Origin of the sequence: Vibrio scophthalmi (genome assembly GCF_040869025.1) — a bacterium.
In the GTDB taxonomy this organism is placed as follows: Bacteria; Pseudomonadota; Gammaproteobacteria; order Enterobacterales; family Vibrionaceae; genus Vibrio; species Vibrio scophthalmi.
Window position 1 is genome coordinate 642385 of sequence record NZ_CP134272.1, and the last position, 19625, is coordinate 662009.

Genomic DNA, 19625 nt, shown 5'->3' on the forward strand with positions numbered 1-19625 from the left:
TGTTGTTTACTTGTTTGGCATTGGCAGTATTTCAAACATGCCATCAAACTTATCTAAGGTGCCAGCAAGTTGTTCTAGTAGTGCAGCATCGCCTTTCACACCTGCTTGACCTGATTTAAAGAGCGCTTCTAGTGTTGTTTCACCGAGTACTACTTTGGTGAAGTCACCTTTGTTGATGATCAGTTCAAAGTCAACGTTTGGCAGCTTATCGACCTCAATATTTGCCATGTTGGCATTAGACACTTCACCGTAGTAACGCTCTTCTAGATCGGGGTGGTAAACACCAAAGTTGAAATTGAGATCCGCCGCTTCTGCTTTTGGTGCGTTCAGACTAACGGCAATAAAGTCTAAGAACATTCCCGTTGGCGTGTTGGCAATGACATCTGGTGAGGCGATCTTGATAGACTCTTGGATTTCACCAGTACGCAATTCAACTGCACCTTGTAAGTAACTATTGCGCCATGCCATAGTTTCAGATTGGTAACCTTGCTGCTCAAAACTGTCTGCGAGCGCAAAACGGTAATCAATGTTATTCGGCAGACATTGCACTAGGTCATTAAACAACTGCGATGCTTGCTGATATTCCCCTGCATTAAAATGCGTCATACCGGCTTTGTACATTACGTCTGCGCCTGCCGCATTGACATACACACATGACTGATCTTTGGTTTGCAGTGGGTTTGTGTTTACCGGATTCATATCATGGTAACCGAGGTAGAGGTTTACGACCGCACGAGCGTTGTGGCTGTATGAGCCGTGATAACCATTCGTGTGCCATGTGTCGATTTGAGATTGTGGCACTATCTCTTCGATTTGGCGGCCTACATCGTGGATAGTGACACCGTGATTTGCAAGGCGCATGGATTGGTTGTGAATAAAGCCATAGTTGTCACGCTGTAGTGCCATGTACTCAGCAATTTCATTGATGTCAGTATCGGCCTTATCCCATACCGGCGCTGAGTGTGCAGCGTGAATATTGTCGACTAAACCAGAATCGACAAAGCGCATTTTTAGCTCAGTTAGGTATTTTGTCCAAACCAGCGCATCACGAACTTTAGCACCACGGAAAGTATAAATATTGTGCATGCCGTCGTAAGTCAGTTCAGCGGTATTGAGTGAGCGGTATTGTGGTACGTAGAGTACGATTTCGGCAGGTGCTTCTGCTCCGGGAATGTTGATCGCGTGGAAATCGAGTCCATCAATGGTGATCACTTTTTCACGTTCTTGAATCTCTTTTGTTGGTGCCACTAGTGTTACTTCACCTCGTGATGTGCCAAGGCCAAGCGCGTTATCCACTATGCCTTTCGTGTTGTTATCCAATGTTGTCCCGTACTGGTAGTTTGCACGGCGTCCCATTGCTGATCCTGCGATTACATTCTCGTCTGCGAGTTCCTTAATGAAGTCTTTTGGCGCATAGATTTCGGCATCTTTTGCGAAATCACCAGATTCATATACGCCACGAGAGCCACCAAAATGGTCAGCATGCATGTGCGAGTAGATCATACCCGTAATTTTATGCTCGCCATTAATTGCAGGTAGGTGCTGTTTGGCAAATTCCCAAGAGGCCGCCGCCGCTTCACGAGACAGCAGAGGATCGTGAATCACATAACCGTTATCGGTGCGGTAGATGGTCATGTTGGATAAGTCTGCCCCACGAATTTGATAGACGCCATCAGTCACTTGGTATAAGCCTCCAGCGGCGTAATTCAACATGCCTTGACGCCAAATTGATGGGTTAACGGTTGCTGGTAAATCGTTAACAGACATATCAGCCATGTATTCAAAACGGTTTTTTAGCTCGCCGGCTTCATGTGTACCAAATTCAGCAATCAGTCCACGGGTCGTGCGTTCAAACGCAGAGGTGTCATCCCAAGGAAGTATTTTCGCGGTGGCGGTATTGGCATTTTCCGTGAACTTAGAAGCTGGTTTTCCCTCGTAAGTATCAATAGAGGCATAGTCGTTGGCGGTTGCACCAAATGAGACAATGACTGCCAGAGAAAGAACGGATGGAGTAAAACGAGTTTTCATAGGGAACCTCTTTGGGGTGCGTATCGGGTATGGATGTAATTTAGCGGATTGACACATCGCAATACATCCATGAAACTGTATTTAACACATCATGAAATGTTATGTTTGGAGAAAGGATGCTGACGAACATAGATCTAAATTTGCTCAAAGTCTTTGTGGTGGTCTATCGCCATCAATCGATTACCTTGGCGGCGGAAGAGATGGGATTAACTCAGCCGGGAGTGAGCGGTTTACTCAAACGTTTGCAGCAGCAGGTGGGCAGTCAGTTATTTGTTCGCTCCGGCAGAGGGATCGCACCGACACAGCATGCACAAGAGTTAATGCGCCATGTTGAGCCTGCATTGGTTCAAATTAGTAATGCGCTGGAAGGGTTAGAGGGCTTTTCAACCCAGAATCCACGTAAGTTTGTGCTTTATACATCGGAACCGGTGATGCTAATGCTGCTGCCTAAGCTAGAAGCTGATGACAGCTTAGGTAATGTCACCATTGAATTGCTGCCAACACATTCTAATGAAGAAGCGCTGATTCAGGCTCTTAATCAATATCAAGCTGACCTTGCGATTGAATTATCTAACTACTCGACAGGTTCTTTTTTTATTGAAGAGCTGTTTGAAGATCGAGTACTTGTTATTGCGAGAAAAGGGCACCCTAGAGTCGAAAGTGCAATAACTCGCGAACAGTTCTATGCTGAGAAGCACATCACGTTGAAATTACGCCGCGAAGATACTTATATGGCGGATTATTTCACTGAGGAGAGCTTAAGCGAGCGACAAGTCGCTGCGGAATGTACCTCTCTGGTGTCGCTGATGACGATGGTTTCGACGAGTGATTGCATTGCGATTGTGACGGAAAGTATCGCAACTGCATTTGCCGATAAGTTAGGCATCCAAGTGTTGGATTGCCCGTTTACTCTCAAGCCCGTCAAATACCGCTTATTAGCCCATAATCGCGAGAGAAGAAGCCCCGCCAACATGTGGTTGCGAGAAAAAATTAAGTCCTATTTTTAACCTTTACTAAGGACACACGCGATAAAGTTGCCGGAGTAGGTACTTTTTATTAGGGACAGACATAACAGTCAGAATCAAAAATGCCTCAAAACGTTTCAGGTGTAGTGGGTTAGCAACCTTTATCAAGGACAGGCACTTATTAACAAGGACAGACATAATAAAGGCAACAGCGATATTGAGATGTCGAGCAACCTTAAACTTGTCGATGCTGTGTAAATTTGTTTCTTTTTTGGCGTTTGTTTGCGGGATAAATTCGATATCAGTTAAATAGAGTGAGGTTGGAGGAACGGAAATAAACGAATATGGTCATTCGTTGGTATTGGTCGTTTTGTAAAGGGAAGAAAATTGCGATATTCAACCATCTAAGCGAAACAGATGTAGTCGCTTTTTGTTTAAGTGACTTCTTGCTGGCTCGATAGTGCAGAGACAACCGACGGCGGTACTACGATGACGCTCTAGTTCAGTGCAGGCTTTGAGCCAAGTGCGCTGGTTTAGGTTGAGCCGTTGCAGTATCGGCGGCACATTGGCCTCTAAACAAGCTTTGTCCTCTCGAAATTGGCGCGCACTCCAATCCACCAGTTCAATATAATCCATTAGCCGAAAGGGAATGCCATCGAGTTTTTCATTGGTTGGATTACCGATAAACGGGTGCAGGTAAGGAGCGGTTTCTTGTTGATTATTTAACGCTTTCAATCTGACTTGTATCGAAGTGAATTCTGAGGTTTCTGGTGTATTGGCAATGCCTGCTCTTAATGGGTTTAAATCGACATAAGCCATCGCTGCAGCGAGAGCTTGCTCATCGAGCAGAGCCTGACTTTTAAAGCGGCTTTCCCAAAAATGCCCCTTGCAATCTTCTTCTCTATTGGCTTGGCAAGCAATATCAAAATTGAGCTCTTTCATAAACCAGCTAAGACTCCATAAGCGAGAGCGCCAAGAGTCAATGATTAACAGACAAGCTTCTGTTTCCGCCTCAGTGGTTAATTGCCCCAATAACCAGCGTGAAACAAGACTTGGGAGTTTGTGGTCTTGCTGCCAGCGCTCGACCACTTCATGATTAGGCAGGGCTGCTGCCTTGTCTCGATTGATATGCACGACCAGATGATAGTGGTTACTCATAATCGCATAGGCACAAATATCGATGCAGTAGACTTGTGAGAGTGCATATATTTTGTTTTTGATCCACTCGCGGCGATGCTCAAAATTTTGCTTTGTTAACGGGTCAATACCACACAATAAACTACGCCTAACGCAGCGAGAAACGCAGTGATAATAAGGCGTTGCATCGACGGATATCTGTTGTCTTCTGGCTGTCGTCATTATTGTTCTCGAGTGGTGTTTAATCTCTCAAGAATAAAAGGCAGAAACAGAGCGGCAAGACTCAATGTCCGAACTTACCACGAGGTTATCAGCAAACCATACTTTGGTTACTTTATAGTGTGTGTCCCTTCTGGTACCTTTTGGTATTCTATAGCGAGGTTATACCAGAAAGCTCGACAAGCCCCGTATTTAGGGTACTACGGAGTAATAATTTGCGGAATTTCACCCGCATGCACTGGGTCGATTTTTAATGTCTGGGTTGGGTAGGCGATATCGGCATCATGTTGATGGATTATCGTCATGATCTTGAGCAGGACATCTTGTTTCACTTCATGGTACCGAATCCAGTTCACTGTCTTGGTAAAGGTATAAACCAACAAATCAAGCGAAGAGGGGCCAAAAGCATTGAAATTGACTATGAGTGTTTGGTTGGCATCAATATCGGGATGCGTCTCTAACATGCTTTTTATGTCGTTTACAATGAGTGCTACTTTTGCACTGTCATCATAACGGATACCAATGGTTTCGTTGATTCGGCGATTAAGCATGCGCGAAGGATTTTCGACCACGATGTTGCTAAACACGGAGTTAGGTACATAGATTGGACGTTTGTCAAAAGTGCGGATAATGGTCATGCGCCAGCCAATACGTTCAACAGTCCCTTCGATTTGGCGATCTGGTGAGCGGATCCAATCGCCAACTTTAAATGGACGATCAAAATAGATCATCATGCCACCAAAGAAGTTCGAAAGGAGATCTTTGGCCGCCAAGCCGACAATCAAACCACCGACACCACCAAACGTTAATAGGCCGGATAAACTCAGACCAAACGCCTGCATTACCGTGAGCCCGCCAATTACAATAAAGAACAAGCGGGCAACTTTTGCGACGGCTTGCACGGTAGTTTCATCGCGATTCTTTTTGTTTAATACAAACTCTTCAACATTATTGATAAGGCGCATCGTTATCCAGACAAAGATACCAATGACTAAAATGAGTTTTAGGGTACTGAGCCAATTTAGCTTTGATCCCATATGGGTTTGCAATAAAAACCCCAGTGAAATCGTGGCAGGCCAACACCAAATCAGTGTACTAATAGGTGTTTTAAGCGCGCTCAGTGTTAAATCATCCCAATGAAAGGCGGTGCGGCTAACCAAGGCTTCAAGTCGGCCATAGAGGATGCGCCAAATAATCCAGGCCACAAAGCTTGCGATAGTAATAAACAATACATTGGTATCGAGTTGGTTAGAAAAGGAAGCCCAATCAGTCGGCAAGAGCTGGTTCAGTTGATTCATTTAGTGATTTCTTTATTGTTAATAAGTGTTGTATCACCCCAACGTGATCCGTTGTTGAATGGGTAAGACAAGCCGATTCTAGTAATAACTTAATGCCTACAAAAAATCGGGTGTAAGTTGTGGCCAAGTATATACGCAAGCGATAACCACGAAAATGGTGCCGTTAAGAAAAATCCCCGGTTGTAAACGAGCCGATCATTTTTCGCTAAAATGTTCTGCAAGAGCTGCGCGACGACGCTTTGCTATCCCTCCTCCTTCCATATCGACAGTGTGTTCAAATCCCTGTTTTATAAAACGTTGAGTCGGACTATTGGGTTGTATACGGCGAAGTTGTGGAGAGTTGAATGTGCCTGCAAGCTGATAAATGGATTTACCTGCACCAGTTAAGATAACCACCTGCTTACCATCAAATTCAAATCGAGTTGCAATTAGGCGTTGATTGCGGAACACGCCAATAGAATTGAGTTCAAGGGTATCTTGGTTATAGTTCGCCGTTCCAATTTCAATCCATCTGCCATGGACATTTTTGGGGTCTATATAATCGAGATAACTGAAGTAAATCGCGACAATAAAAGCACTAAAAGTCGCTAAGCAAAAGGCGACAAACAGAGCCTGAACGATAGATAAGTTAGGCGTTGAGCGAGACCTAAATCGGTCTTTTGAGGAATACACGACCACGACAACGACTCCTAAAACAAACTAAGGCATAGATTGCATGTTGATGCCAAAGCTTGTAAGAGTTCGTCTATGAACGCAATCCCAATCAGAGAAACTTTGATATTGAGCGCAAACTCATTTTGCTATTCACGATAACACAGCATAAAACGTAAGAGGTTGGTCTTATACCTTTAGAATAGGTAACTCAGTATATAAGAGTCATTTACAACAAATAAAGAGATCTTGACGAAAGAACGCGTGGTACTGTATCAGCGGCTATTTTAAGGCTTTGATTTATAAGTTTATTCACTTAGTGCTTGTTGGACGGATAAATTTAGGATAAAAGATCACTTTAAAATCGGCTGAGCGATAGTGTTGAGTCGATGACTATTATTCAGCAAGCTCAAGGAAGAAAAATGAAACACAATGTTTATTTTGAAGGTAATGTACAGTCACTAGCGTTTACTCAACTAAGCGATGAATCAAGTGTGGGTGTGATGGCTCCTGGTGAATACACCTTTGGCACCGCATCTCCAGAGAAAATGACCGTGATTAAAGGTGCACTAACGATCAAACGTGAAGGTGAGCTTGATTGGACTACGTTCAAAGACGGTGAGTCATTTAACGTTTCAGGTGATTCTTCATTTGAACTTCGTGTTGAAATGGCGACCGCATATTTCTGCGAATATCTATAAAAAAGTGCCGCGCTTAGGCGCGGCATTAACCAAACTGCTTTTAATCACAGACGACAGTGGATGATGTCTTCGTCGGTTATAATTCTTTCCCCAATCCCCACTTATATTGCAGCTATTGAGTATAAGTAAAAATCTTAGCGTTATTCTGCGTTACTTTTTCTATCAACTCCCCTTGGTAAAACTGACCATTATGTTCGATAAATTCGATGGGTGAGTTCGTAATATCCGTGTCTACAATTCAATCAGTTGACTATACTTATACTATTCATAATCGTTTATGAGGAGGTAAGTATGGCAGTTGGTTCCCGACGTACTGACTCAAATTCACGTTATGATCCTGATGAAGGTTTTACTCCTGATCAACTTCATCGCTTTGGTCGAGTCGCTAATCGTGCTCAGATTGCGCGTGAGCAACGCCAACGAGCGGAGGATTTAGATCTTAGTGAAGACGACGCAATCGTGAAACGTGCGAAACAGCGAGTACTCAAGCCGATTGTTCCCTCGTTATCGGAAAATAAGCGTTCTGTTCGTTACGCTATTTGGCTCATTGTTGCGTTAGTTGGGTTACTTTGGGTGATGTACATGACCGGTTAAGCGTTGTTGATCTGTCTGACATTGCCCTCTGTTAATGTGGGAATCTCTTGCAGTGAACAAAGTGTTTCACCGTGGTAATACTGAAATTGATTCTTCCCCTTATGTTTCGCCGCATACATCGCTTTATCCGCGCAACGTGTTAACTCGTGTAAGTTATCTGCATCTTGAGGATATAACGCTACCCCGACGCTAACGGTTAAGCTGCTGACCTGTTTCGAACCTGAATAACTGTCCTGAAATAAATGACAAATTCGATGCAAAATACCTTCTAGATCCTGCTTGCTGCGGACATCGTAAAGTAAAATGACAAACTCATCTCCGGCAAATCTTGCGATTGAGTAGTCGTGTTTATTACTGTCACGATCTCGGGTTCTAATGTTGTTCTTTAACCGTTTGGAGAACTGCTGCAACACTCGATCGCCCACTTCGTGTCCGTAGGTGTCATTGATTTCTTTAAAGTCATCAATATCTAAAAAGACCAGAGCGGTTGTTGAAGGTAAGTGGATTATTTCTGCCAATTTTTTGGTTGCCCAATGTTCAAAACTCCACCGATTAGCCAGCCCGGTTAATTGATCGAGGTAGGCGAGATCTTCTATGCCTTCACGGTAGAGCGATTGGATATAGTTGAGCATTTTAGAGTAGTAGAAAGAGGCGGTATTGCAGATCAAGCAGATGACAACAAGGCTTAGAATGAAACGCTCATGTGAGGTATTCAACTGAGTAAAAACCGCATCGGTAAACAGGCTTGCGGCGATCGCTAAGGCGCAAAAGGACACACTGAACAAAAGACCGGTTCTAAATTCATTGATCAAAATCGTTGCGGCGATAATAGGGAAAATCCACATTAAGCGATCAGGAAAGCGTTCACTGTAGAGAAGCAATATCACGCCTTGCAGCATGAGTACGCCAGTGAGGATTAGGTCTGAGTAATTGAGGCTGCGATGGTAGTGAAGGTGCCAAAGATTAAGGGCTAACACCACGCAACAGACAAAGTTGATGGTCGCGAATACATTTTCATGGTTCGCGAAGTAAGCAAAACCATAACCAGTCAACATGCAGATAGAGAGTAGCGAGCATAGGCGCACCAATTTACACTTTCGAGTTGCACGGATATCTGCCATTTCTTCTAAGTGTCTGCCGACAAAATTACTCATTTGTAGCTATGCCTCCTGACTCATATTCTGCCCTAAGTCTAGGAGATTAAATTCACTCTGAAGTCTGGATAGCGGTGTTTTACTGTGACCAAGGTCTTGAAATTATATGAATCTATAGTGTGATTTCGTTACAAAGCGGAAAGTTGCTCGGGTTATTTGATCCGCTAAGATCATGCAGATTGACGTTGATGAGCGAGTAGCGGTGCTTTTTTTGATAAAAAGATGCCCTCGGAGGAGGGCGTATGATGGGTTATTTGGCTTCAAGCCCATAAGGAAGTCGCGTGAAGATCTCAGGTTGATTGGTGTAGGTTGGCGCTTGGTTTACTTGTTGCCAATCGAGCAACATGATCGCGAGTACATTGCGGTGCTCACCTTTGGAGAAGTCAAAGTCGCCAGTATTTGAAGGTACCATACCATGCTGCTTATTAACGGCAGCGGCAATGGCTGCGCGTGTTTTGGCCACCACTGGGTCATTTTCAAGGCCGGCGAGTAAGAAGTTAATCCCTACTTCTGCGATGACATCTTCTTTTGCGCGGATCAGAATCTCATCGATATTGTCTCGATAGTAGTCATAGATCCATTGATGATCTTTTTCGTTGACCTGTTTTTGGTAATACTCTGATTCAGCAAAAATGATGTGCGTCATGCCATACAGTTTGTTGCCGTATTGCTGCGGAGAGAGTTTGCTGTCTTTATCGTCAGGGTAGGTTTTGCGAAATGCTTCGATAAAAGCCGGTACGACATCTTGTTCTCCAAGTTGGCGTAACCAGTAAACTTGATTGGCTAGTTGCGCTGCCCATGCGCGAATCATCTCAGGATCACTGGCGTAGTGGTTAAAATCGTAACGGCGGATCACTTGACGCAATTTTGCATCTTGTTGATGCTTGAGGCCATATTCATTTGCTCTTGCCATCGAGCCAAGTAAGTCGACGCCCAGGTAGAGATATTCTGGTGTGTGTTTTGTGACGGTATAGCGACGCATGCTGCGTTCATCTTCGTCACCAACGTAACCTTCTAGGCGTTTTTCTGAATAAAGATAGATTTGTTCCGGAGTGTTTACGTCTGCTGCGAAGTAATTTAATCGGCTCGCGACGCGGGCAAGATCACTCCAGATTGCCGCGGAGTATTTTTTATCTAATGTTTGGCGATACATTCGCAAACCATAGTGGCCTTCTTTGAAAGCAGGCAGTGTGAAGAGCTTTTGCTCATAAGTTTGACGGATCAAATCAGCTGATTGTTGGTATTGTTCACTCTGTGTATCAGCGAAAGCAGAATGTGATAGGGTTAGGCCAAGTATGAGGGTGAGAAAATAGCGGCGCATCGAATATCCCTAGTAAAATGATGAGTATACAACAATAACAAACATTACTGTTGTCAATGTGAGTAATCAGTCAGATTCACGTAAAGTTATTTAAAGTCGAAATAATTCAATAAATGGCCCTATTTGATGGTGCGGAAGGTGAGATTAATTCGCGGCTCTTTAGGCCGTTTTGTTTTAGGTAAAGCGTGTTTCCAGTAGTGCTGTAAGGTCCCGCCCATTACGAGCAAAGCGCCGTGGGAAAGCTCTAGGCGAATAGCTTCACCACTTTGGGTATGTTTAAGAGCAAACATTCTACTTGCCCCCAAGCTGAGAGAAGCTATCACGGGGTTAACACCAAGCTCGGGCTCATTGTCTTGATGCCATCCCATTGAGTCTTGACCATCGCGGTAGAGATTTAATAAGACGGAGTTGAACTGACTTTGGCATATCTGTTCGCATCGCTGTTTTATAGCGATGATTTCTTGTGGCATTGGTTGAGCTTCGAGCGTCAGTCCTGAATATTGATAGTTGCGCTCACCATACCAAGCGATGAGCCGAGGCTGCGGAATTGTTTTTCCAAATAGGGAGATGGATTTTTGCTGCCAAGCGGTTCGATGCAACAAAAGTGAATGGAGAGCATCGGCTTCCTCTTTAGCGATAAAGTCGGGCAGGTATAAGAGCTTGCCATCCTGCACAGTTTGCCATTTCCTGCTTTTTTCCATCTATTTTCTCCACTATCGGCTCAATTTATCAATAAATTGCCTTTTTTGACGGTGAATTCTACGCCGCGTATTATAGTTTACTAATGATAAAAATATAAATTGCAGCCTCGCTCTGTTGATCATGACAGTAGCATGCAAAGCACTGAGGAATCCCCTAATGATTTTGATAAAAATCATAAATTTAAGGTAGATGCACATCTTGTCATGTGATCAAATGGTTCTGAGAAAAATCAATAACCAGACAACAAGATGTGCGAACTCGATATTTTACACGACTCTCTTTACCAATTCTGCCCTGAATTGCACTTAAAACGACTCAACAGTTTAACGCTGGCTTGCCACGCATTACTTGAATGTAAAACGCTCACTCTTACCGAACTTGGTCGTAACCTGCCAACGAAAGCCAGAACAAAACATAACATCAAACGAATCGACAGATTGTTAGGTAATCGTCACTTGCACAAAGAGCGACTCGCTGTATACCGTTGGCATGCCAGCTTTATCTGTTCAGGTAATTCGATGCCCATTGTTCTTGTTGACTGGTCTGATATTCGTGAGCAAAAACGGCTTATGGTATTGCGGGCTTCGGTGGCACTACATGGTCGTTCTATTACTCTTTATGAGAAAGCCTTTCCGCTTTCAGAGCAATGTTCAAAGAAGGCTCATGACCAATTTCTAGCCGACCTTGCAAGCATTCTACCGAGTAACACTACACCGCTCATTGTCAGTGATGCTGGCTTTAAAGTGCCATGGTATAAATCCGTTGAAAAGCTAGGTTGGTACTGGTTAAGTCGAGTCAGAGGGAAAGTGCAATATGCAGATTTAGGTGCGGAAAACTGGCAACCTATCAGCAACTTACATAGCATATCCTCAAGTCGCTCAAAGACTTTAGGCTATAAGAGGTTGACTAAGAGCAACCCAATTTCATGTCAAATTGCACTGTATAAATCACGTCCTAAAGGCCGAAAAAATCAGCGTTCGACACGGACTAATTGTCATCATCCGTCACCTAAAATCTACTCCGCTTCGACAAAAGAACCATGGGTTTTAGCGACTAACTTGCCCGTTGAAATCCGAACACCAAAGCAACTTGTTAGGCTCTACTCGAAGCGTATGCAAATTGAAGAAACCTTCCGAGACTTGAAAAGCCCAGCCTACGGTTTAGGCCTCCGTCATAGCCGAACTAGCAGCTCAGAGCGCTTTGATATCATGCTGCTAATCGCCCTAATGCTTCAACTGACATTTTGGCTTGCTGGAGTTCATGGTCAGAAACAAGGTTGGGATAAGCACTTCCAAGCTAACACTGTCAAAAATCGAAATGTACTCTCAACAGTGCGCTTAGGGATGGAAGTTTTGCGGCATTCTGGCTACACAATAACGAGGGAAGACTTGCTCGCGGCTGCAACCCTGCTTGCTCAAAATCTATTCAAACATGGTTGTGCTTTGGGGAAATTATGAGGGGATCCCTCAGTGCAAAGCAATAGTAGCGCCAAGTTGTTTTTTTTGGCTAATAGCGCTTTAGCGAGTCGCATTTAGCTTGTTTAAGGGGGAGCGGTAGAATGAAGCACCGCCAAGGCTGGTATTGGCCGTTATTTTTATGTTGGGTAATGTTTATGCTCATTGCTGTGATGGGGGTGGAGTATTTAAATCGCTATCAACAGCAATATCTCAATTCGTTAGAACAAGAAGATGCCAAAGAAGATCTTTCCTTAGTGCGTTCTCGTTTGGAGTCGTTGATTGTCTCTGATATCTATGTTTTGAATAGCTTGCCAGTTTTGGTCGCACTAAATCCTGATATGAAGAAACTGGATTGGAACAAATTGGCTGAAAATGTTTATCAACGTAGTCGCCATATTCGTGTGATTGGGCTAGCGCCCGATGATGTGGTTAAGTATATCTATCCGCTTGAGGGTAATGAGTCCGTATTAGGGCTAGATTATCGGATGGTTCCCGAACAATGGTCTTCGATTCAGAAAGCCAAATCGATAAAAGAAACGTTTATTGCAGGGCCTGTGGAATTGTATCAAGGAGGCCGGCACTTGATTGCTCGCTTGCCTATTTTTACCGATGCTCCTTTTAACCAAAACTATTGGGGAGTGTGCAGCGTTGTGATTGATTTGACCGCTCTTTTTGAAGACGCAGGCGTATATCGGTTAGATCAGCAATATAATATCGCTCTACGTGGGGTCGATAGCTCTGGCCATGCGGGGGAGATGTTCTTCGGTGAAAAAGAAACCTTCACCAATGCTTTTGCAATTGAAAATGTATATTTTCCCTATGGACATTGGGTGATTGCGGCCTCAGCAAGAAATGATTTCTTAAATCAACTGGATTGGTATCAAGTACACAGCGCGCGCATTATTGGCTATAGCGCCTTACTTGCCATCTCGCTGTCGTTTCTTGCGATATCACGTATGTACCACACTGCAAACGAACGCTCGCTACACGACGAGCTGACGAGCTTACCTAATCGACGTTACTTTATGTTTACTATTCAGCACCAATTCTCACTGGCGGTAAGCTCTGCCGTGAATGAGGGTTTCGCCTTGGTCAATATCGATCTCGATAAATTTAAAGCGGTTAACGACCGGTTAGGTCATGATGCGGGGGACAAAGTATTGAAAGCGACAGCACAACGAATTCAGGGCGCGCTAAGGGCTTCAGACATAGTCGCAAGGGTTGGCGGCGATGAGTTTTTGGTACTGTTGCCTCGAGTGATGGCTGAGCGAGATGTAGAAGCCATCATGGATACAATTAATCGAGCAGTGAGTACGACCCCAATTATGTATGAGCATCACGCTATCAACATTGAAGTGAGCATTGGCTATGCACTCTACGACCGAAGATTTATGAGCGTGGAGGAGATGTTTAAGTTAGCTGACAGCCGAATGTATCAAGTTAAAAATCAACATCGCCAACAAGGGTAATTGCAATTTGCAATAAACACATTTGCAAAATATATCAGATTTGCATTTTGCAAAAGCGCTATGCATGATGTTTTCATGAAACAGCTGAATAATTGTCCAAAAACAATCGTTTAGATAAATTGAAAACTTGGCACGCATTGTGCTTTATTAGAAATGACCCTTATTAAGCCGAGGGTCACCTAGCCAACTGACGTTGTTAGTGAACCGAATATTTGTTCACAATCATACATAGCCAATCACCTTTATTGTGATTGGCTTTTTTTCTGCCTAAATTTCAGTAACGCAGTCGGTTTATCACTTTACTCCGTTAATTATCACCACAACGCTGATAACAACTTGGTTGTCGTGGGCAAACGGCTCCGCGTGAGCAGATAACTCGTGCGTCAGAATAGAGCCCTCTTTCGACCCAATTGATATTCAGTATTTTCGCAATCGTAGTAAATTCTTGCTGGATATGCCTTGGTATTGGTGCGCTGCCACCACTTTCTACACACAAGGCTTTTAACTCTTCAGCAATGGCACGCGATTGGCCGCCTTGCGCATCGACGGCGGGGTTGAGATCTATCCCGGCACACAATACGCGATTGTTACCCGCAGGGTCGGTCATGTTGATCGATTCGCAGCAATAGATTCGCGGTTCATCCCCAACGTGCAAAATAGAGATTTGTGCAGAAGTGGCACTCTGTGGTTCAGATAAACGTCTAAATACTGCCCAGTGTTGGCAGGGGTCGTTTACTTTACGCATATTCCCCCACGGTAGCGGGATGCCATTACCGCGATACACCGCTTTGAGCTTGTTTTGGCCATAAGCGTCGAAATAGTGCCAGTGAGGATAAGGCGATACAACGGTCATTCGTCGCATTGCAACGGATGGCGAAACTCCCGCCTTTTTATGTACGTCTATTTCGTAACCATTGCGATCGAGCAACTGACGAAAGGGCACTTTAGGGCAGAGCAAGGCGCCAGCGAAGAAACTGGATTCAAAATCGCGCCATGCTTGCAAAATATCTTTCGAGTTTAACTCTGAGCTGCTGTTTTGATCCGGATGCTCTTCCCAGCTATTTGCATGACCGACCGAAAGAACACTTTTTAAGCCTTCTTTTGAGTGCAAGACGCAATGGCCGATATAAACCGCTAGGTCATACTTGAGACGAGTGGGGTAATCACGCAGAATTTCATTAATATAGATAAAGCCCGGCGGTTCAAAAAACGAAGTGACCACTTGTTTTGCGCTGACCCCCAGTTCATCGATCACATCTTGTGGCGAGCGGGAAATCCAACGAATCGTCAGCCCCATACTACGAGCGATATCCATAAGATCTTGCGCCGACAAGTTCAAGCGCTTGAGGCCAACCTCTTCCGCCGCTCTTTCGAGATCGGGAAAGTGGTTTTGATGGCTCTCTTGATGAGCACGGATCAAAAGGTGCGCAAATTGACGACCAGTAATGCCGGTTTGCGAGAGCATTTCTGGGATGGCGATTTGTAAAATGTCTTTTGAGAACAGAAAGCTTGGCTCGAGCGCCATGCCGCTGATCCCACCGCGGTTGCCTTTATCCGGGGTAATAGCTTCGTGAGCGGGCTCATCATCTAAAAACCAAGCCGGATCTTTTTGGAACACTTCGGCGATCACTTCAAGCATATCGATGCTTGGTACGCGCTTACCTCGCTCTATCATCGAAAGATAAGAAACGGAGGGTGCATATTCAGGATTGATTCGAATGCAACGCGCAGAGAGATCTTCCATCGTTAAATGGTTACGTTTCCTAAGATTCCTAATTTTTGTTCCTAGGAAATGAGACTGACGTATCAAGCTTTTTGACAAGGACATTTTGTAAAATTCACATTGTAAAATTTTTGTTGTGAAATTGTAGTCAAAAATTCGCTAGTCTACAAAGTATGCAAGTTCACAAATTTGTCATTAAATTGCTAAACAAGTTTCATGAACTGCGTAGGGACTTAGATGATGTGTTATCCGCGAGGGAAAGACTATGAATATGCAAACTTTCGATAATAATGAGATTCAAACGAATACAGCGCCATTTATTGCAAATGCAGTCTTTGCCGTGGAAGCAATCAATGCTGAACAATCAGCAGAGAAACAACTCAAAGCCAAGCAGTTACTTGATAGACTGTTCCCGCTTGAGAATGGTTCACACAGTGATGTAACCGCTTATGTGATTGATTACCGCCACGTAATGGCTTACTTCAAAGATGGCCGTCATAGTGGTTTGAAGCACCCTAAGCACTTTGTGGCTTTTACTGGTGAAAAAGAAGACCCACATTCCATTGTGCTACGTGATGGCAATGGTAGCCACATGGAAGTGCTGTTTGGTCACCACAAAGGCACTGGGGCAGTTGAACATATCGATATTGATGATATCCAGATGGAAACGTGCACCACATTCCCACAAGCGGATTCAAGTGCGGCGATGCGCCATTGGATTAGCTTGGTGAAAGGGGATCAAAAGGGCCGTCCATGTGCCTGCAGTGAAGATAAGGAATACACCGCTAAGAACGGTGATGACTACCGACTTGATTGCTGCTTCAAACTGTAAGGTGTGTTGTGGTCGCTGAGTGCAAATTCGGTGAAAACAGGTAAGTAAATTCCAGCCAAATGGCTGGAATTATTATGCGTTGAACTCAATCAAAGAGAAGTGAGGGTTGTCGGAGAGTGCTTGGAGTGAAACCATTAACTCTGTTGGTAGCAATATTTCTTCTTGTTTGATTTTTATTAATAAACACTCTTGATGATGCTCGTTATAGCGTGTGTCTTGCGCGACACCTTCGTACACGGATTGATCTCTTAGGGTGATACGTACCAAAAAATGATAAAGACAGGCTATTTCAAGGTAATCGTATTGCTGGCATGAAATCATGATGGTTCCTTAAACGGTTTGAGTTCGACGATATTACCTTCAGGATCTCTGATATAGAGCGAGCGGCCAAAGCCTTGTGCACCATAACGTTCAACAAACGATTCGGTTTGAATATCATGCTGATGGAGATAACGTAATAGAGTGTCTTCGTCGCGAGCGGCGATTTGTAAACAAAAATGGTCAAGGTTGCGACCATTTTGCTGTGGTGCTTTACCGCCTAATTGTCCCAGTTCACTGTCAACAGCCACGATGTCTATCAAAGCGTGACCGGCTCTGAGTTGCGTTAAGCCTAGGTCGGGTAGGGTACGCTCGATACGGCAACCGAGGATGTGGTGATAAAACTCAAGCATTGCTGTGATTCGACTAGCACGCAACACGAGGTGGTCTAAACCAATGATCTCAATCATATCAAATTACCTACGCAATAACGTTTATCTAGCTCAGTGAGTGATCCTCTATTAAACATACTATATTCAACCTACAATCCTACACGAGCAATTTTGCAGCCAGTAGCAGCATTACGATGCCAATGATTGCTTCTAACACCTTCCATGAGCGTGGATGGCGAAATATTGGAGCAAGTAATCTTGCACCGTATCCTAGGGCAAAGAAAAATAAGAATGATCCTGAGATAGCACCTAAGGCAAAGTGTAGTTTATTGGGTTCGTACTGGGTGGAAATCGAACCTAATAATACGACGGTATCAAGATAGACATGGGGATTGAGCCAAGTAAAAGCCAAGCAGAGTAATGCAGTACGTCCAGCACTGGCTTGCGAATCGCCTTGTGGGGTTAATGCATGGTTGGTGTTCCATGCGGCATAGAGACTGCGCAAGCCATACCAAAATAGAAACAGTGCTCCGCCGTAACGTGCAAACAGTTCCAAATTCGGAAATTGCTTTATCAACACGCCAAACCCGGCAACTCCGGCCGCAATCATAATGGCATCCGAGGCCGCGCACAGTAAGCAGACTAAAAAGACATGGTGGCGTTGAATACCCTGCTTTAGAACAAATGCATTTTGCGCACCAATCGCAATGATCAGTGATAGTCCTAGCGCCAATCCAGCAAGATAGGTACTCATTTAGAAGCTAGAGCCCGGTTGGCTGAGAAACTCGATTTCTTCGGTTGTGCTTTCACGGCTTAAGATTGCGTTTCGATGTGGGTAACGGCCAAAGCGGTCAATGATTAGCTTGTGCTTGAGTTCAAAATCGTAGTTATTTTCCATGCCCGGTTGAGAAAATAGAACGACGGCTTGTTTATGAATAGCAGAAGACTCACTGTGCATAAAAGGCATGTATAAGAAGGATCGTTCAATGGTGGTGAGTGACTTGTCAGCCTCTAACCGAATCGCTTCCTGCGCAAGCCCGAGCGCTAATGGATCTTGGCTGAAAGCCTGTGGGGTATTGCGGTAAATATTGCGTGAAAACTGGTCAAGCACAATGATCTCGGCTAAACGACCTTCCGGTGTGACGCGCCATGTGAACAGTTCCGCTTGTGATGCTTGCTTGAGTAAATCACCAAATTGATCACGGATGGCGTTATCAACCTCTTGATTGGCAACGAACCAATCTTTTGCTTCGAGTTGGTTAAACCAAAAATCGAGAACTTGTTGTTGCATGTGAACTCCTTTCTTTACACGAGCGTTTTGCCTAGAGTACGCCTGTTGGCGATAGGTTGCCTTCCAAGCGATTGATTTAACAATATAGCGCAGATTCAATAGTGACAGAATGGCAAGCTTACTCGCCAACGAGGTGCGGAATAAATAAACGCCAGGGAGTTGATATTTGTCTGGTCAGGCATATAATTTGTCGCCCGTAATCTACGTGCTGAATTAATTATGTCGATATTGAAAAAGCCAGATCGCATCACTGCGATGCAAGACATCATCACGCAAGTGTTGGAAGAGCTGCCTTTATATGAGCCTGAAACCTATGTTTGTGGTAGCAAAGGAAATTGTGTCGGCTGTCCTAAAAAGTTGCTGGAGATGGTTGATGGTGAACTCACCTATTGGCAGAGTGCTTTGTCACGCGGCATCATCCCCCAATTTGATGAGATTCGACGTTTTGGTAAGATGTGCAGTAGTGTGCGTAAAGGGCTAGCACGTAACAACTTACTACTAAAACCGAGTCGCTAGTTTGGCGCGAGACAATCAAATAAGAAAGGGGAGCGAAAAGCTCCCCTTTGCGTTTTTTGGTGATTTATCGCAATTCGACTTCGCTTGTCTCATGGATAACACTGGTTAGAAGCACGCCTTTTTGACAAAGTAAGGGTTATCAAACTTCTTCTCTGATCCCAATTCAGATCGTACCAATTTGTTCCAAAGCTGACGATCAAACTCGCTTTTCGGAATCGAAGGGTAGAGCGTTTCAACCTCTTCATGCGCAAAGCGCATAAACTGCTTTTTCTTAATTTGGTTGTATTTATTCGCCACGCGATTGTGCTTTTTGATCCACTCTAACTTGTAATCATGTAGTGCGGGTTCTGCCTGCTCCAACGGAACGCGTGATAGATAAACACGTTTGTATGAGACTTTTCTATCCAACATGGTACGTAACGCGGTTTGGATGTACTTACCGTGTTGAGTGATGGATATGTCGTCTAACTTAAAGGGCTTAATGTGCCAGCCAGCAGGGAAAAAATCCGCTTGTTTAAAGTACTTGTTACGCGCTTCAATCGCGTCATGCAATACAATATCTGACGTACCATTAAAGGTTTGCTGCCAGCGGCCAATACGAATTTGCAAGGCGGTTGGCAAGCGATAAATATTGGTAAATTTATCTTGGTCCATAAGCGAAAATACTACTCAAAACAGCCGATGTCAGTGTGATTTTGTGGCTGATTAGCTTTTAGTAACTAGGGGAGAATATTTTAGTGAAAAATATCCTGCCCTGCGAGTATCAAGTTGTATTCAGATATGACAAAACACCGATGTGGCGTGTTCTCAGCCTGGATTTGTTCGACGGCTTAATAGGGCGTTGAGTCATGATTGCTGTAGAATAAACCTTGCCTATGGTGAATACAAGCTTGCCGATAAAACAACCAATACACTTA

General features: G+C 44.2%; 20 protein-coding genes. 7 read left to right on the forward strand and 13 right to left on the reverse strand.

Translation table 11 applies throughout. From position 1 onward, the window contains the following. Positions 1 to 6 precede the first annotated feature (6 nt). Positions 7 to 2028 (reverse strand): alkyl/aryl-sulfatase, encoded by a 2022-nt coding sequence (locus tag RJD38_RS17910; protein ID WP_065546777.1) that lies wholly within the window; start codon positions 2026 to 2028, stop codon positions 7 to 9. Between the two features lie 116 nt (positions 2029 to 2144). Here RJD38_RS17910 and RJD38_RS17915 point away from each other — a divergent pair, with 116 nt between their 5' ends. Next, positions 2145 to 3035 (forward strand): LysR family transcriptional regulator, encoded by an 891-nt coding sequence (locus RJD38_RS17915; RefSeq protein ID WP_005595309.1) that lies wholly within the window; start codon positions 2145 to 2147, stop codon positions 3033 to 3035. 354 nt (positions 3036 to 3389) lie between these two features. On the opposite strand, the gene RJD38_RS17920 is transcribed toward RJD38_RS17915, so the two are convergent. From RJD38_RS17920 to RJD38_RS17930, 3 genes are all read right to left on the reverse strand, one after another. Beyond that, the gene (locus tag RJD38_RS17920; RefSeq protein ID WP_065546778.1) at positions 3390 to 4268 is read right to left on the reverse strand and encodes a transposase; all 879 of its coding nucleotides are present in this window, start codon (positions 4266 to 4268) and stop codon (positions 3390 to 3392) included. Positions 4269 to 4549: 281 nt separating this feature from the next. Then, complete coding sequence (locus tag RJD38_RS17925) at positions 4550 to 5647, reverse strand: mechanosensitive ion channel family protein (RefSeq protein ID WP_065546779.1); 1098 nt, start codon at positions 5645 to 5647, stop codon at positions 4550 to 4552. 195 nt (positions 5648 to 5842) lie between these two features. Beyond that, positions 5843 to 6268 carry a DUF2850 domain-containing protein gene (locus RJD38_RS17930; RefSeq protein ID WP_065546846.1) on the reverse strand — a complete coding sequence of 142 codons (426 nt, stop codon included), beginning with the start codon at positions 6266 to 6268 and terminating at the stop codon, positions 5843 to 5845. Positions 6269 to 6720: 452 nt separating this feature from the next. Here RJD38_RS17930 and RJD38_RS17935 point away from each other — a divergent pair, with 452 nt between their 5' ends. Beyond that, on the forward strand, positions 6721 to 6999 hold the full coding sequence (locus RJD38_RS17935; protein WP_005595314.1) for a pyrimidine/purine nucleoside phosphorylase: 279 nt from the start codon (positions 6721 to 6723) through the stop codon (positions 6997 to 6999). Between the two features lie 291 nt (positions 7000 to 7290). Then, positions 7291 to 7593, forward strand: coding sequence for a hypothetical protein (locus RJD38_RS17940; RefSeq protein ID WP_065546780.1), 303 nt, complete (start codon positions 7291 to 7293; stop codon positions 7591 to 7593). On the opposite strand, the gene RJD38_RS17945 is transcribed toward RJD38_RS17940, so the two are convergent. The 3 genes from RJD38_RS17945 to RJD38_RS17955 all read right to left on the reverse strand — a co-directional run bounded on the left by RJD38_RS17945 (position 7590) and on the right by RJD38_RS17955 (position 10769). Next, positions 7590 to 8747 carry a GGDEF domain-containing protein gene (locus RJD38_RS17945; RefSeq protein ID WP_367971668.1) on the reverse strand — a complete coding sequence of 386 codons (1158 nt, stop codon included), beginning with the start codon at positions 8745 to 8747 and terminating at the stop codon, positions 7590 to 7592. The genes RJD38_RS17940 and RJD38_RS17945 overlap by 4 nt on opposite strands. A 250-nt stretch (positions 8748 to 8997) precedes the next feature. Then, complete coding sequence (locus tag RJD38_RS17950) at positions 8998 to 10068, reverse strand: DUF3541 domain-containing protein (RefSeq protein ID WP_005595318.1); 1071 nt, start codon at positions 10066 to 10068, stop codon at positions 8998 to 9000. Between the two features lie 119 nt (positions 10069 to 10187). Then, entirely contained in the window at positions 10188 to 10769 is a 582-nt protein-coding gene (locus tag RJD38_RS17955; protein ID WP_065546782.1) for an alpha-ketoglutarate-dependent dioxygenase AlkB family protein, read from the reverse strand. A 249-nt stretch (positions 10770 to 11018) separates the two neighbouring features. On the opposite strand from RJD38_RS17955, the gene RJD38_RS17960 reads away from it, so the two are divergent. Both RJD38_RS17960 and RJD38_RS17965 read left to right on the forward strand, forming a co-directional pair. Then, positions 11019 to 12227, forward strand: a complete 1209-nt coding sequence (locus RJD38_RS17960; RefSeq protein ID WP_032073033.1) for an IS4 family transposase — start codon at positions 11019 to 11021, stop codon at positions 12225 to 12227. Between the two features lie 101 nt (positions 12228 to 12328). Continuing rightward, complete coding sequence (locus RJD38_RS17965) at positions 12329 to 13696, forward strand: diguanylate cyclase (RefSeq protein ID WP_065546783.1); 1368 nt, start codon at positions 12329 to 12331, stop codon at positions 13694 to 13696. Positions 13697 to 14003: 307 nt separating this feature from the next. On the opposite strand, the gene RJD38_RS17970 is transcribed toward RJD38_RS17965, so the two are convergent. Then, a complete protein-coding gene (locus RJD38_RS17970) occupies positions 14004 to 15524 on the reverse strand; it encodes a DUF3612 domain-containing protein (protein WP_065546784.1) in 1521 nt (506 codons plus the stop codon). Positions 15525 to 15684: 160 nt separating this feature from the next. Here RJD38_RS17970 and RJD38_RS17975 point away from each other — a divergent pair, with 160 nt between their 5' ends. Further along, a complete protein-coding gene (locus tag RJD38_RS17975) occupies positions 15685 to 16251 on the forward strand; it encodes a malate synthase (RefSeq protein WP_065546785.1) in 567 nt (188 codons plus the stop codon). 72 nt (positions 16252 to 16323) lie between these two features. On the opposite strand, the gene RJD38_RS17980 is transcribed toward RJD38_RS17975, so the two are convergent. The 4 genes from RJD38_RS17980 to RJD38_RS17995 all read right to left on the reverse strand — a co-directional run bounded on the left by RJD38_RS17980 (position 16324) and on the right by RJD38_RS17995 (position 18192). After that, positions 16324 to 16572 (reverse strand): Rho-binding antiterminator, encoded by a 249-nt coding sequence (locus tag RJD38_RS17980; RefSeq protein ID WP_065546786.1) that lies wholly within the window; start codon positions 16570 to 16572, stop codon positions 16324 to 16326. Next, entirely contained in the window at positions 16569 to 16979 is a 411-nt protein-coding gene (locus RJD38_RS17985; RefSeq protein ID WP_065546787.1) for a VOC family protein, read from the reverse strand. The genes RJD38_RS17980 and RJD38_RS17985 overlap by 4 nt, the downstream gene beginning before the upstream one ends. Positions 16980 to 17058: 79 nt before the next feature. Further along, a complete protein-coding gene (locus RJD38_RS17990; RefSeq protein WP_065546788.1) occupies positions 17059 to 17655 on the reverse strand; it encodes a LysE/ArgO family amino acid transporter in 597 nt (198 codons plus the stop codon). Then, a complete protein-coding gene (locus tag RJD38_RS17995) occupies positions 17656 to 18192 on the reverse strand; it encodes a DUF924 family protein (RefSeq protein WP_065546789.1) in 537 nt (178 codons plus the stop codon). A gap of 219 nt (positions 18193 to 18411) precedes the next feature. Here RJD38_RS17995 and RJD38_RS18000 point away from each other — a divergent pair, with 219 nt between their 5' ends. Beyond that, a complete protein-coding gene (locus RJD38_RS18000) occupies positions 18412 to 18708 on the forward strand; it encodes a hypothetical protein (protein WP_009385160.1) in 297 nt (98 codons plus the stop codon). 105 nt (positions 18709 to 18813) lie between these two features. Here the strand turns inward: RJD38_RS18000 and RJD38_RS18005 are convergent, their stop codons facing one another. Continuing rightward, positions 18814 to 19362, reverse strand: coding sequence for a hypothetical protein (locus RJD38_RS18005; protein WP_065546790.1), 549 nt, complete (start codon positions 19360 to 19362; stop codon positions 18814 to 18816). Positions 19363 to 19625 lie beyond the last annotated feature (263 nt).